Raw genomic sequence first — 13,901 nt, 5'->3', positions numbered from 1 at the left:
AAGGCCCGTCCCTCGGTGGGGATGGGGCCAATTCGGCACCGCGGCGCTCAAAAATAATCCGAGAAATAAGGCGTCTGGCGGTCGATCAGCTTCTCCAGCTGCTCGATCGTCGCCCGCTGCGCCTGGAAGCGTCCCGCCCGCGCCAGATAGGCCGGACGCTTGTAGCCCATCAGCATGGTCGTCAATGTCTGAATGTCGAAGGCCGCCGCCGGGCTGCCTCCGCCCTCCGTCAATTGGCCCCGGCCCCGCTCATCCACCTGCAGCGTGAACTTGCCCTGATTCCATTCCAGCATCGGGTCGTGAAGCGTGAAGGTCATCTGGCTTTCCGCCGCCTGGGGCAGGAACGGATATTGCTGCACGAAGCGTTGAATATCGACGATTCGCGCCATATAGTACGGGGAGATCGTCTCCTTGATATCGCTGTCCTCGAGCAGAAAGGCAAGCGGCTCCGTCGTGTAAATATGGCCTTTGACCCGCGTAATCATCGAGAAATGGGCGCTGATGAAGTTCCAGAGCCCCGCGCGGGCCTCGCTGTCGATGAAGACCATTTCCTTCATGTGGAACACTTCTTCCGCAATCCAATAGAGCAGGTAGCCCTGCGGCTTCTGATCCGCGTCATAATAGACCGCCACGGTAAGATCGTCCAGATCCCAGCGCAAATATTCTTCCCATGCGAGATCGCTTCGCAGCATCGCGCCGTGATGGGCCAGGGCGAAGCGGCGGTACACGTCGCGAATATCCGGGTGTTCGATCGAGAGACGCTCCACGCTGCCCGGCACCGTCTTGAGCTTCGGAAGCTGCGTATCCTTGACCTCGAACGAGATTTTGTCGGAAATGATCTCCCAGCCCTTGCGGCGGTAGAACGGTATCGAATACGGATACAGATACGATATCGATTGCTGTCGATCGCGCATATTCGCGAGCGCCTGGCGCATCAATTGGTTCATTAAGCCGAGATTGGCGTACTCCGGGTAGGTGCCTACGCCGGTCAAGCCGCCCATGTCATAGATTTCTCCGAAAATATTCACCTGAAACGGATAAACGGCCAACTGGGAGATCAGCTTGTCGCCGTCGAACCAGCCCAGCACATCGGCCTCCTTCAGCACGGGAAGCTTCGCCTGCGCGATCTCCCGGTTCTCCCAGCCGAATGTCTGCAGATCATGATTCGTGACTTGAAATACATAGCGGAGCAGCGCATTGAATTGCTCTCCGTGTTTGGGTTCGACCTTTTTCATTATGAGTCGGTCTTGCAGCTTCTGGCGGCTCATCGCATTCCCTCCAAATATTGTCCTTCTTGTTAGTATGCGGCGCATCCCGGCGATCTTATAAGTGCGCATCCGGAATTGGACATAACCCACGGCGCGGTGGTTGACATGCCTGCCCGGGTACAGATATAATCGGAGTAATCGAATCGCGCTTTCTTTATTGAAGGGGAGTAGCTACTACAGTAAAGTCGTCATTTCGGGCCTGTCGCGCCCCGGCTTTATTGGCAACGCCAGCGTTGTAAGCAAGACCTTTACCGCATAAGCAGGGTAGAGGTCTTTTTTGATCCATCGAGGCCTTTACCGTCTAACGGTAGAGGCCTTTTTTCGTTGTAGATTCTGTCGGGGGGTGATACGCGGAGCTCACGGTTATGGTTTTCGGCTTGATGAACGTCAACTTAGAAGATACACGGGAATAGGAGCAAAAATTTTGTTGGAGGGATGACCCATGAATTGTCCAATCTGCAATGATGTCCGGATGCGCGAGGTGGAGAAGGAGGGCGTCGCGATCGATGTATGCCCGAGCTGCAAGGGAGTCTGGCTGGATCGGGGAGAGCTGGAGAAGCTGATGTCCGACGTGCGAAGAGAGAGGAAGGAATATCAGGAATGGTACGACGAGCGCGATCATCGTCCGCGCAAGAGCGATTACGGCCATTACGATTCGGAGCACCGCCCGCCACACTACAAGCCGCACAAGAAAAAAACGGTGCTCGACCGGTTGGGCGATCTGTTCGACTGATCGTCTTCACAGATCCGGGAACGGTCCCGGAACGACAAAACACAGGCCTTTGGCCTGTGTTTTTGTGCCGTTCAGGCATCCTTGCAAGGGCATACTCTCAAAATAAATGAGGAGCGAGTGTTCCATCGGACTATTTTTTGAAAAGATGTGCTCATTCGCAAGCTTTTGCCTTCCACAAAATGTATGAGCGTCACTCATATGTTAAAATGTTGGTGCCAACTCTGAATTATACCTATCGCGAATATCGCGAAGCAAGCTGAAGCAGGAGGGGAAGCGATGATAACCCGGCCGAAACCGAGATCAAAGCTGCGAATCACGTTGGGAATGATGTATTTCCGGGGCAAAAGGCATCTGAAATGGATATTCGGCAGGACCCGTTATGCCGGTCAGCAGCAGACGGAGCTGCTGCCGTACGAGATCTTCCGCCATGAGACGCCCGTATACCGGAATTTGCCCCGGGTGGACCGATGGCTGCAGGACAATAAGAAAATCAATCTGCAGATCGCGCTAAAAAAGCTGAACGGCATCGTGATTCACCCCGGCGAGACTTTCTCCTACTGGAAGCTCATCGGGAAGCCGACCCGCAGAAAAGGGTATGTGGACGGGATGGTCCTGTTCTATGGCGGGTTCAAGACCGGCATAGGCGGCGGTCTGTGCCAGTTATCCAACCTCATTTACTGGACCGCGCTGCATACGCCGCTTCAGGTGACGGAGAGGCATCGGCACAGCTATGATGTGTTTCCCGATTCGAACCGGACACAGCCGTTCGGAAGCGGCGCGACCTGTGTCTATAATTATTTGGACCTGCAAATCTATAATCCGACTGAAGAGCCGTATCAGCTTCAGCTTGCGCTGGAGAAGGACAAGCTTATTGGAAGGTGGAGAAGCGCGGCGCCTCAAAAGTACCGGTATGAGATTGTGGAGAAGGGGCACCGCATTACCCAGGAGCATTGGGGCGGTTATGTCCGGCATAATCAGATTTTTCGGCGCCAGTTCAACGGACACGGGGAAAAAATCTCGGAGCAATTGGCGGCCGAGAACCATGCGCTGATGATGTACGCTCCCTTGCTGGCCGAGGCCGAGACGCGCGGCGGCCATAGCGGGTGACGCGTGCCCGGGGCTTCCCGCCGGACGGATTCATGTTATGATATGGGCGATGAATATGGATAACGCAGACACAACCAAGGGAGGCGCTGAACGTGAGCAACCCGATTCACGTGGATGAGCGGCATGCGTTTCAAGTCATTGCCGAGACCATCAACCGCTCGACCGACCTGCCGAAGCTGCTGAACAATGTGCTGCGCACGCTGGTGGAGATAACCGGGCTCCAGACCGGCTGGATTTTCCTGTTGGAAGATATGCCGGATTATGCCCTGGCGGCCGATTACCGGCTTCCGCCCGCACTGCATGCCGAGGAGAAGCGGCGCTTGAAGCGGGGAAGCTGCTGGTGTATCGAATGGTACCGCCAAGGGGCCAAATTCCGCGCCGAGAACACGATGCATTGCAAGCGGCTGGAGGATGCCGTGAAGTATGCGTGGGGCGATACGGCCGGCATTACGCATCATGCGACGATTCCGCTGCATGCGGGGGATCGGCTGTATGGCGTGCTGAACGTCGCGGCGCCCGGCAAGACGCATTACGCCCCGGACGAGCTGACGCTGCTTCAATCGGTCGCTTATCAGATTGGCACCGCAATCGAACGGACGCTGCTGTACCAATCCCGCCTCAAGCAGGCCGAGCTCCTGCAGCGGATGGGAGAATTGTCCGGCGAACTGGCGGGTGTTGCCGATTGCCGGGACATTCCCGGGCGGATTGCCCGCGCCGCAGGCGAGCTGCTGAACTGCCGCAGCGCGGCGGTGCATATGGCGGAGAGCGGAGAGCTGGCCTGCATCGCTTTTTGGGAGGAGGGCCGGCTCTCGCGCAAGGCCATGCGGACGAACGCCCTCACGCGGCAGCGGCTAAGGAGCGTCTTCGCGGAGAAGGCGGCTCAGCGCTGGAATCCCGCCGCCGCCGTTCCAGGCAAGGGGCGGAACCGCGCCGGCCGGGCGGAGCGAATCGCGGCGGCCGCGGCCGTTCCGATTCTGCTGCGGGACCGGGCCATCGGCGTCCTCTATGCGGACAGCGCGGAGGCGAAGCATTTTGACCCGGTCGTGATGGACATGCTGCATCGCGCAGCCGAGCTGGTGTCGCGGGGGCATGAGGCGGCGCAGTTCCGTGAGCAGCAGTTGAAGCTGGCGATGTGGCAGGAGCGTAACCGGCTGGCGCGGGACCTGCATGATTCGGTCTCGCAGAAGCTGTTCGCGCTGCAGCTGACCGCGCATGGCATGGAGAGCTTGCTGGCCTCCTCCCGGACAGCGGACGCGCTCGCCGCTCTGTCCGAGATGCGGGAGCTGACGAAGGATGCGGTCTGCGAGATGAAATCGCTCATCTGGCAGCTCCGTCCGGCCGGCCTCGAGGAGGGCCTGCTGACGGGCCTCGTCCGCTACGGCATAACTCAAGGGATATCCGTGGAGACGCGGGCGGACAGCCTGTTGGAGCTGCCCCGCCACATGGAGGAGACGCTGTTCCGCATCGGACAGGAGGCGATCAACAATGTCCGCAAGCATGCGAAGACCGATGCCGTCCGTATCCGGCTGGCCAAGGAAGAAGCGTGCGTACGGATGGAGATAACCGATGACGGCATCGGCATGGCGAAGCTGAGGAACAATGCCGGCCTGGGCATAACCGGAATGCGGGAGCGGGCAGGGACTTGCGGCGGCACGTTCCAGCTGGAGAGCGTGCCTCGCAAGGGTACCGTCATTCGCGTTGAACTGCCCTGCCGGAAGGGAGGAGAGGAAGCATGAAGATCAAGGTGCTGCTCGTGGATGACCATGCGGTCGTGCTGCGCGGGCTTCACTTTTTTTTGAAGATGCAGCCGGATATTGACATCGTCGGCGAAGCCATGACCGGCACTGACGCGCTCCGGATGGCAGAGGCGCTGCGCCCCGACGTGGTGCTCATGGATCTGATGCTGCCGCAGTTGAACGGCATCGAAGCGACCCGGCATATCCGCCGGCATCATCCGGACACGAAGGTGCTCGTCCTCACGTCCTTCGCGGACAAGGATTACGTCGTGCCTGCCATCCAGGCCGGCGCGAACGGCTACGTCATGAAGGATATTATGCCGAATGAGCTGGTTCAAGCCATCATCGACGTTCATCGGGGACAGGCCAAGCTTCATCCGATTGTGACGGAGCAGCTGATGTCGCATCTCTCCGCACAGCAGGACGATGCGCCGGAGGATGGGGTTCCGCCGCTGGAGCGGCTGACAAGCCGCGAGGTGGAGGTGCTGCGGCAGATTGCCCGGGGCCGAAGCAACAAGGAGATTGCGGCCGCTTTCAACATTAAGGAGAAGACCGTGAAGACACACGTCAGCAATCTGTTGAACAAGCTCGGAATGAATGCCCGGACGCAGGCAGCGGTATACGCGGTCAAGCAGGGATTGGCAGAGTGACAACTACATCCAAAGTCGCAGAAAAGCCCGATCATTGATCGGGCTTTTTGAGTAGGCTTGTCCCCGGCTTCCTCCCGACGCGCTTCGACCGGGGTCTTGTTATGCTGATGATGAAAGCCCAAGTACAGAGATGCGCAAAAGGAGAATGTCAAATGAATCAAGTCTTATTCGTCAAAGCTAACTGCCGTTCCCTCGAACAATCGGCAAGCGTAAAGCTATATCATGCGTTTTTGGATACTTACCGGAAAGCCAATCCGTCCGATCGGGTGATTGAGGTTGATTTGTACCGGGAGAAGCTGCCTTATTACAACGATGTGATGCTGGACGGCATGGCCAAGCGGCGTAAAGGAGCAGCGTTGTCGCCGGCGGAAAGGGAAGCGGTCGGCGGCATTATGCGTTTGCTGGACCCGTTCGTGGCAGCGGACAAGATCGTGTTTGCTTTTCCGATGTGGAATCTGACGGTTCCCGCCGTTCTGCATACGTATATCGATTACGTGAGCCAGCCGGGCATCGCGTATCGTTACACGCCCGAAGGTCCTGTCGGCATGCTTGGCAACAAAAAAGTCGCGCTGCTGAATGCCCGCGGGGGAGTCTATTCCAGGGGTCCGGCGGCGGAGCAGGAAATGGCCGTGAACTGGATGAGGCACAATCTGGAGCTGTTGGGGATACAAGACATCGTCACCGTTATCGTGGAAGGGCATGATCAATATCCGGAGCATCGGGAGCGCATGATTGACCAAGGCATAGCGGCCGCGATGAAGACGGCGGCCGCCTTCTAGGAGGAGTGAGTAGAGAGATGATGGCCTACCTGGACGATTCGCTGCTCTGGCTTCTGCTGAAGCTAAGCAGGGAAGATGAACCGGTGCCCGCCAACCTGCTGGCAGCAAGAGATGTCGCGCAGATGGGAATCTGCCAACGCATGTATTAGCCTCAAACTATGGGCAGAGCCTTCATGATCCGTCATGAAGGCTCTGTCTCGGTTAAGGCGTCACGCGCCTGAATGGCGGACGAACTGCTCGACGAAATAACGCGGCTGGAGCGGCTCTCCCGTCGCCTCCCGCAGCTTGTCGTTCCAGGACAGCGCCGCGCCGGAGGAGAAGAAGCGCTCTTTCAAATAAGCGCCGGTCTCCGGGGAATACATAGGCCGCGATATATTGGCCTCGATATAATGCTGCAATTGAGAGGCGGCCAGCTCTCCCAAGATGTAATTCTGATAGCTGACCGGGGCGAGCGAGAAGTGCATCTTCGCCGCCCAGTCCGGATAATGGGTATGCTCGGGCGGCTGGAGATGCTGAATTCGCTGGACAAGCTGCCACCAGCGCTCATTCAGCTCTTTCCCGCTTCCGGAATGCTCGTACAGCTCGCGCTCGAACAGGGTGAACACGAGGTACCAGCGCATGCTGACCAGCATATCCCGGCGCAGCGCCTGCTCGATCGAGGCTTCCTCCCGCATGAAGGCGGCATGCGGGCGATTCTCGAAAATGTACCGTTTAATCCACTCGGACTGCTTCGTCATTCTGCCGAACAGCATCGCGATCCCTTCGGTCGTCAGCGTATGGGCGGGCTTGCGCAGCAGGAACGGCAGCGACGGATCGATATATTTGTCATACGCCGCATGCCCGAACTCGTGCAGCATCGCGCTCAGCCAGAACTCGCTCGCATCGATGCTCATCATGATGCGGGGCTTGCCTTCCCGGCCCATGCTCGTGCAATAGCCGAACGGGTATTTATTGTCGCGCGGATACAGATCGCTGGCGTCCATAATATCGCCGATCTCCAACCCCATATCGCGGAACGTGTTCAGGACGATATCCTCTAACCGCCGTCCCCGCAGTTCATCGTTCATGCTCCATTGGCCTTGGGGCGGGGCGCACTGGAAAAAAGGATCCGTATAATGCCACGGCCGAAGCTCGCCGCCGCGCATGCCGAACCGGCGGCAGGTATCTTCGTCAATCTCCCGCTTCACGGACTTGTACGGCTCCTCGCTTAACGCCAGCAGTTCGGCAAAAATCGCGAATGATTCCTCCACATCCAGCTCCTGCAGCGCATAGCTCATCTGATAGTAATTGTCGTACCCAAGGGAGCGCGCTTCCCGATTGCGCTGCTCCACGAGCGCAAGAAGCTGGTCCTCGACCCGGGCCGCTATCTGCTTGGTGGCCAGCCAGGCTCGCTTGCGCAGTTCCGTATCCGCGCTGTTCTCCAGTATCGAACGCAGATCATTGTTCGAGACCTGTTTGCCGTCCAGCGCGGGTCGGTAGTTGTTGAATGCATCGACGAGTTTTTTGGTCATTTCGGCCGATTGGGCGGCAAGCTCCGGATGGAGCTGGTGTTTGCCGAACATGGCGAGCAGCTCATCGAGCTGGCGGCGCTGGAGCGGGGACAGGTTCGGCAGCGCTTGGTACTTCTTGGCTTCCTGGAATTGCTTCGTGTCCGCGCAATAACGGCTCCATTCGTTCTGCGCTTGCTCCAGCCGGTCATTCCATTCCTGCTCGCCGGTAGAGGTGACCTTCCAGCCCATTTCGTTAATCTTGGCCACCCGCTCCTTCACCGCTTCGTTCTGTTGTCTTAAAAAAGCTTCGACTTCCATCTATGGACCTCCATTCAAGCGATAAGTAGGATGGCGCCTCTCGTCGTCCCGCGCTTCCGCTGCGAGACCTTCATCCCGCTCCGGATTTGATCGGAACGCCAATATTTTCCTTTATACCATACGAAGGACGAGGGCCGCGGGCCGAAATATGACTTTTGTGTGAAAGCGGCTGCCAACGTTTTTAGGCAAAAAACAGATTGACGAGCCATGATAAGCACGTTAGAATGAATCGGTAGTTTAGTAAATTAGTAAATAAGTAATTGAGTAAATGAAGAGAGGGAACCAAAATGAAAATTTCAACTTCTTTTAAACACAAGTCTGTTGTCGTGTCAGAAAACGATGAGCATCTTGACGGACGACTCGCCCGAAACACGGATGTAAAAGGCCTCTCCTTAGGTTTGGCTCAATGGAACCGAACGGGGAGAGCCGGCATTTCTGCCAAGGTACGGAGAAGCACGGGAGACAAAGGGGCACGGCCATCGGAGGAACTGCCTCTCCATCGCGTTCTTGATATGTCCATTCTGATTTGCCGGTCCCTGGCCCATTTTCGCGAAGCATAAATAGGAGCATGTATATGACCCGCAGGAGCCCGTCATCGACCGGGTTGGCCTGCAAGGGGATGTCATGACCGTCGCGATATGCACTGACAATGAGGGGATCAATGAAGATCTTAAGCTGTTCAGCCAAGCTCTGAGCGACGACGATGAGCTGATAGGCGAACGTCTGCGCACGTTATCAAAATTAGTAAAGGATATGGGGTATTAACATGTTTTCCAATCGTTATGTGCGAACAATTATCTTTTCCCGGGCGCTGCTGCAGTTGGGAATTTGGATCCGGAATTATGCGGTCCTTCTGTATGTTACCGAATTGACGAACAATAATCCGGTATATGTCTCCCTGATTTCGGTTGCGGAATTTTCGCCGATCTTTCTCTTCGCCCTTATCGGAGGTACCTTTGCCGACCGGTGGCGGCCGAAGCGGACCATGGTATGGAGCGATCTGCTGTCCGCCTTGTCCGTGGTGGCTGTGCTGCTTGCCCTTATGGGCGGCGGATGGACTGCGCTTCTCATCGGCTCATTTATTTCGGCCAGCCTGTCCCAATTTTCTCAGCCTTCGGGCATGAAATTGTACAAACGGCATGTACCCGTTGAACAACTCCAGGGCGTGATGGCGATGTCCCAAACGCTTGTCGCTGTTTTTACGGTCTTGGGTCCGCTCATCGGCACGTTTATTTTTATACAGTTCGGCATTAAAGCGTCTCTGATCCTGACGGCCGCGCTGTTCCTGGGGTCTTCCCTTGTATTAGCGACGCTTCCCCGTGACGCGGAGGAACCGAAGTCTGGGGAGACCGGCGGATTCATGAAAGAGATGACGGCCGGGCTGCGCTATATCGGGTCCAGTCCATCCTTAAGGACCCTTTGCTTGACTTTTTCGGTAGTCGGATTTGGATCAGGACTGACTCAGCCGCTTCAAATCTTTCTTGTCATTGAAAAATTGGGACAGGAGAAACCATTTCTGCAGTGGCTGGTGATGACCAATGGGGCAGCCATGCTGGCAGGCGGAATTGCCGTCATGAGCATTGCCAAAAAGGTGAAGCCACATCTGATGATTACGTTCGGCTTGCTGGTCACCGCCGTCTGTACGATGGGAATAGGCGCGTCCACGATGATCTGGCTGACCATTGTTCTCTTGGTAATCAGCGGATTGGTTTACCCTTGCATTCACAGCGGAATCCAGACGCTTATTGTACGGAGCACGGAAGGGGCATATATTGGCCGGGTATCCGGGGCGATCATGCCTGTATTTATGGGGATGATGGTGATTGGCATGTTCCTGTCCGGCTATCTGAAGGATGCGTTTTCCCTGCTGGCGGTGTATGTGATAAGCGGCGGGCTGATTATTGCCGGAGTGGTATTGCTGCTTCCTCTCCTTTTTGAGGAGAGAAGAAAGGTGGACAACGGTTCAGGGTTATGAGGCGCAACGTGCAGGATAGGGATATCCTAAGCATTTCTCGTTGCTCGGCGTCTTGCCTGGAGCGGCATGTTGGTCCTCCCCGGTGCCTTGCCCAAGGGAGGAGGCGGAAATCCTGCGTAAACCAGGCTGTTGAGAAAGAAGTTTTGAGTAGGGAAATGGATATTTCCACCATTCTGAAAACTGCACCATTTCCCTGGACACGCCCATCCGGCAGTCGAAATCCGCAAAACTCCACGATTTCTCCAGACGCTCCTATTCAGTAAGCGAAATCCTGCATAAATACAGCAATTCGATATGGACGACTAGTCCAGAAAGGGAATCCTGCAAAATTACAGGAATTTTCCCCGTTTCGTTTCGGCTTGAAGCAAAAGGGCCTAAAATGATGCAGATTTGCAGCAATTCCTCGGGATGTGGACTCATTAAGCCGAAATTCCTGTAAAATAGCAGCAATTTCCTCCGCACGTCCAAGCCCCGGGAGGCAACGATGCTTCCAGCAGGCCGATAGTGCTTCCAGCAGGCTGATAATGCTTCCTGAAGGCGATGATGCCCCCAGCATCCGACGCGGTCGCTTGGATCCCGTAAAATCAGGCCAATGAGTAGTCTATGGGGCTTTTTACTTGTGATTGATCTCTTCTCCCGGTAGAGAAAATCGATTTAAAACGCTCTAAGAGCCAAAGTTTGGATGAGGAAAATGGACCATCTCCACCCCTTTACAAAAAACAGGGGTTTTCCAACAGCCTGGTAAACGCAGGGTTTTTCTCTATTTGAGCTACTAGTTGATGGGTTTCCTGCAAAAATACATCATTTTAGCCCATTTTTCCTTTCAACTCATTGGCATGCCTGGAATTCATGCAGTTTTGCAGTTATCGGCAGCTCGATCCATGGCAGCAGGGTTGAATGGCCGAGGCAGCTTCTCTTGTTGCCTGGATTCCTTCTCCCCAACATTATGGCAAAAGCTTAAACTTGCGTTGACAGCCTTAGGTCATATAAACCGCGGCATGGCAGGCCTCGATTTCATTCAACTTTAGGACTTGCATGAACGTTGTACAATAGAGTCGCAAGTCTGGAATGGAGAATGAAATCGATGCGCAAGGAGGAATAAGGTTGCAAGGGAAGATGAAAATCAAAGGTGCCAGGGAGAACAACCTGAACAACATTTCGGTGGAGATTCCGAAGTTCAAGCTTGTGGTCGTGACCGGGCCGTCGGGTTCCGGCAAGTCCACTTTGGCGATGGATACGCTGCAGCGGGAATGTCAGCGCCAGTATATGGAGTCGATGGGGATGGTGTCCGATTCGATCAGCAAGCCGAAGGTGGATTCCATTGAAGGCCTCTCTCCATCGATCAGCGTCGGGCAGCATGTGACGAACCGCAACCCCCGGTCTACCATCGGGACGGTAACGGATATTTATACGCTGCTTCGCATTCTGTTCGCCAAGGCGGGCGAGCGGCCGTGTCCATCCTGCGGGGCGGCCGTATCCCCTTCCTATGCCGAAGAGGAGCGGGGAGCCGACATACAGGACGAGGAGGTCTACGGATCGCAGACGGCGCTTGCTTGCCGTCATTGCGGACATTCCGTGGCCGCATTGACGATGTCGCATTTCTCGTTCAACAAGCCGGAAGGCGCGTGCGAGGTCTGCGACGGGCTGGGCCATACGATGACGCTCGACATGGAGGCCGTGTTCGATGAGGAACGGAGCTTGCGCGGCGGCGGGGTAAAGTTCTGGCATGATTTTCTGGTCGATTACAACATGAGCATTCTGAAGGCGTGCGCCTCTCATTATGGATTCGTCTTCGACGAACATCTGCCCCTCAAGGATTATAGCGAGGTCCAGAAGGATTTGCTCTATCACGGGGTGGAGAGCGAAGCCTTCTCCCGACATTTCCCGGGCGTGAAGCCGCCCAAGACGGTCCGGGAGGGCAAGTTCGAAGGCGTCGTCACGGGAATATGGCGGCGGTACCGGGATAAAGGCGGCAACGGCGCCGAATTCTTTCATGAGCAGATGTGCCCCGGCTGTGAAGGCGCCCGACTGAAGAAGGAGAGCCGCCTAGTCCTGGCCGGCGGCGCTTCGATTACCGACGTGACTTCTTGGCCCCTGGCCGAGGCGATGGCATGGATGAACGCGCTTCGCGATCGGCTCTCCCCGGATCAGCTGCTCGTCGTCGATGACATCATTCATGACATGGCCGTGCGCGTGAAGCGAATTATCGATGTCGGCCTCGGCTATATGACGCTCAACCGGCAGGTCGTCACGATGTCCGGCGGCGAAGCGCAGAGGCTGAGGCTGGCGTCGGCGCTTGGATCGGGACTGACCGGCGTCCTCTATATTCTGGACGAGCCTACTGCCGGCCTCCATCCCCGGGATACGAGCGGATTGATTCAGGTGCTGAAGCAGCTGCGGGATATGGGGAATACCGTACTGGTCATCGAGCATGACGAGGAGGTGATGCGGGCGGCCGATCATATTATCGATATGGGGCCGGGAGCCGGCCGCTTCGGGGGACAAGTGATCGGCCAGGGAACGCTGGAGGAATTGATGCAGAATCCCGATTCCGTCACTGGCGCTTATTTCCGCGAGGAGGGGGCCCGCCGCGCTCCATTCAGGCGCAGACCGGGCAATGGCAAGGTTCTGACGGTCCGCGACGCTCATTTGCGCAACCTGAAACAGATTACGGCATCATTCCCGCTCGGTTCGCTTATCTCGGTAACGGGGGTGTCGGGCTCCGGGAAATCAACGCTGTTGTTCGAGCTGTTAGCCGCTTCGGGACCGGAGAACATGCAGCCCTCCGGCTGCGGCGGCATCACCGGCTGGGAGGCGATCGGCCAGCTGGTAACGGTCGATCAGTCCCCGCTTGGCCGCATGCAGCGTTCCAACGTCGCCACCTATACCGATGTCTACACGCACTTGCGGAATTGGTATGCCGGATTGCCGGAAGCGAAGGGCCGCAAGCTGACGGCCAAGCATTTCTCCTTCAACACGGCGGGCGGGCGCTGTGAAGCGTGCCAAGGGCTCGGGGTCGTGCCGGTGCACATGCATTTTCTGCCGGAGCTGGAAGTGCGGTGCCCCTCCTGCCGCGGGACGCGATTCAAAGCAGAGATTTTGCAAGTCACCTACAAAGGGCATTCGATCTCCGATTTGCTCGATATGACCATTCAAGAAAGCCTGGAGCTGCTTGGCGATCTTCCGAAAATCACCGCAGCCACGAAGCTGCTCTGCGATGTCGGGCTCGGGTATTTGAAGTGGGGGCAGTCCGTCCGCACGCTATCCGGCGGCGAGGCGCAGCGCCTCAAGCTGGCGGCCCAGCTCAGCCGTCCGGCGAAGCGTCATACGCTGTATGTGCTGGATGAGCCCTCCACAGGCTTGCACCCCCAGGATGTGCGGCAGCTGGAGGTGCTTCTGCACCGGCTCGTCGATGCCGGCAACACCGTCATCATCGTGGAGCATAACCTCGATCTGATATGGGGTTCCGATTGGGTCATTGATATCGGGCCGGGCGGAGGAGAGGCTGGCGGCACCATCGTAGCCGCGGGAACGCCGGAGGACATCGCGTCATGCCCGGAATCGCATACGGGGCAGTTTTTAAGGACGCTGCAGCGCGGTGTATCGCCGGAATGACCGGCGGGCGGACCGGATAGGCCCTGGCAAGGAGGACGTGCCGCCGGCATCGGGAGATGCTGGCGGTTATCCCTTGTGCAGCGATGAGGACAAGCGGTGCTTACTCTAAAAAAGTGAAGCGGGCAAGGGAGGAAGTCGAGCGGCGGCATTGAAGTAAGAAGTAAAATGATTAGAAGGGGGAGAGACTCCCAGTCCATCTCCCCCTGCTTTTGCAGAGAGGAGCGGATCGC

10 protein-coding genes and 1 pseudogene are annotated in these 13,901 nt (G+C 56.8%); 9 read left to right on the top strand and 2 right to left on the bottom strand.

Annotated elements, in window-relative coordinates; translation table 11 throughout:
- Positions 1-47: 47 nt before the first annotated feature.
- Positions 48-1,268: a GNAT family N-acetyltransferase gene (locus L6439_RS13925; RefSeq protein ID WP_213469337.1), complete on the bottom strand. Its 1,221-nt coding sequence runs from the start codon at positions 1,266-1,268 to the stop codon at positions 48-50.
- A 442-nt stretch (positions 1,269-1,710) separates the two neighbouring features.
- Here L6439_RS13925 and L6439_RS13920 point away from each other — a divergent pair, with 442 nt between their 5' ends.
- The 6 genes from L6439_RS13920 to L6439_RS29330 all read left to right on the top strand — a co-directional run bounded on the left by L6439_RS13920 (position 1,711) and on the right by L6439_RS29330 (position 6,422).
- Positions 1,711-2,001 (top strand): TFIIB-type zinc ribbon-containing protein, encoded by a 291-nt coding sequence (locus L6439_RS13920; RefSeq protein ID WP_168180396.1) that lies wholly within the window; start codon positions 1,711-1,713, stop codon positions 1,999-2,001.
- A gap of 276 nt (positions 2,002-2,277) precedes the next feature.
- Positions 2,278-3,108 (top strand): VanW family protein, encoded by an 831-nt coding sequence (locus tag L6439_RS13915; protein ID WP_168180397.1) that lies wholly within the window; start codon positions 2,278-2,280, stop codon positions 3,106-3,108.
- A gap of 92 nt (positions 3,109-3,200) precedes the next feature.
- The gene (locus tag L6439_RS13910; protein WP_213469338.1) at positions 3,201-4,844 is read left to right on the top strand and encodes a GAF domain-containing sensor histidine kinase; all 1,644 of its coding nucleotides are present in this window, start codon (positions 3,201-3,203) and stop codon (positions 4,842-4,844) included.
- Positions 4,841-5,494 (top strand): response regulator, encoded by a 654-nt coding sequence (locus L6439_RS13905; protein ID WP_237096868.1) that lies wholly within the window; start codon positions 4,841-4,843, stop codon positions 5,492-5,494. The genes L6439_RS13910 and L6439_RS13905 overlap by 4 nt, the downstream gene beginning before the upstream one ends.
- Before the next feature lie 152 nt (positions 5,495-5,646).
- Positions 5,647-6,273: an FMN-dependent NADH-azoreductase gene (locus tag L6439_RS13900; protein ID WP_168180400.1), complete on the top strand. Its 627-nt coding sequence runs from the start codon at positions 5,647-5,649 to the stop codon at positions 6,271-6,273.
- A gap of 17 nt (positions 6,274-6,290) precedes the next feature.
- Complete coding sequence (locus L6439_RS29330; RefSeq protein ID WP_269155988.1) at positions 6,291-6,422, top strand: hypothetical protein; 132 nt, start codon at positions 6,291-6,293, stop codon at positions 6,420-6,422.
- A 60-nt stretch (positions 6,423-6,482) separates the two neighbouring features.
- Here L6439_RS29330 and L6439_RS13895 read toward each other — a convergent pair whose 3' ends face one another.
- Positions 6,483-8,081: a M2 family metallopeptidase gene (locus tag L6439_RS13895; protein WP_168180401.1), complete on the bottom strand. Its 1,599-nt coding sequence runs from the start codon at positions 8,079-8,081 to the stop codon at positions 6,483-6,485.
- A gap of 287 nt (positions 8,082-8,368) precedes the next feature.
- On the opposite strand from L6439_RS13895, the pseudogene L6439_RS13890 reads away from it, so the two are divergent.
- From L6439_RS13890 to uvrA, 3 genes and pseudogenes are all read left to right on the top strand, one after another.
- Positions 8,369-8,846: pseudogene (locus tag L6439_RS13890) on the top strand (DUF6530 family protein).
- Between the two features lies 1 nt (position 8,847).
- Positions 8,848-10,056 (top strand): MFS transporter, encoded by a 1,209-nt coding sequence (locus L6439_RS13885; protein WP_213469339.1) that lies wholly within the window; start codon positions 8,848-8,850, stop codon positions 10,054-10,056.
- 1,104 nt (positions 10,057-11,160) lie between these two features.
- Entirely contained in the window at positions 11,161-13,671 is a 2,511-nt protein-coding gene (gene uvrA / locus L6439_RS13880) for an excinuclease ABC subunit UvrA (RefSeq protein ID WP_213469340.1), read from the top strand.
- The last annotated feature ends 230 nt before the right edge of the window (positions 13,672-13,901 follow it).

Origin of the sequence: Paenibacillus dendritiformis (assembly GCF_021654795.1) — a bacterium.
Taxonomy (GTDB): domain Bacteria; phylum Bacillota; class Bacilli; order Paenibacillales; family Paenibacillaceae; genus Paenibacillus_B.
Note: the sequence above shows the minus strand (reverse complement) of the source record. Positions and strands in the feature narration are given on the sequence as shown.

Bases quoted from the DNA above. Each gene is read 5' to 3' on its own strand.
- L6439_RS13905 (WP_237096868.1), top strand. From the start codon at position 4,841: ATGAAGATCAAGGTGCTGCTCGTGGATGACCATGCGGTCGTGCTGCGC.
- L6439_RS13895 (WP_168180401.1), bottom strand. From the start codon at position 8,081: ATGGAAGTCGAAGCTTTTTTAAGACAACAGAACGAAGCGGTGAAGGAG.
- L6439_RS13925 (WP_213469337.1), bottom strand. From the start codon at position 1,268: ATGAGCCGCCAGAAGCTGCAAGACCGACTCATAATGAAAAAGGTCGAA.
- L6439_RS13900 (WP_168180400.1), top strand. From the start codon at position 5,647: ATGAATCAAGTCTTATTCGTCAAAGCTAACTGCCGTTCCCTCGAACAA.
- L6439_RS13885 (WP_213469339.1), top strand. From the start codon at position 8,848: ATGTTTTCCAATCGTTATGTGCGAACAATTATCTTTTCCCGGGCGCTG.
- L6439_RS29330 (WP_269155988.1), top strand. From the start codon at position 6,291: ATGATGGCCTACCTGGACGATTCGCTGCTCTGGCTTCTGCTGAAGCTA.
- L6439_RS13920 (WP_168180396.1), top strand. From the start codon at position 1,711: ATGAATTGTCCAATCTGCAATGATGTCCGGATGCGCGAGGTGGAGAAG.
- L6439_RS13915 (WP_168180397.1), top strand. From the start codon at position 2,278: ATGATAACCCGGCCGAAACCGAGATCAAAGCTGCGAATCACGTTGGGA.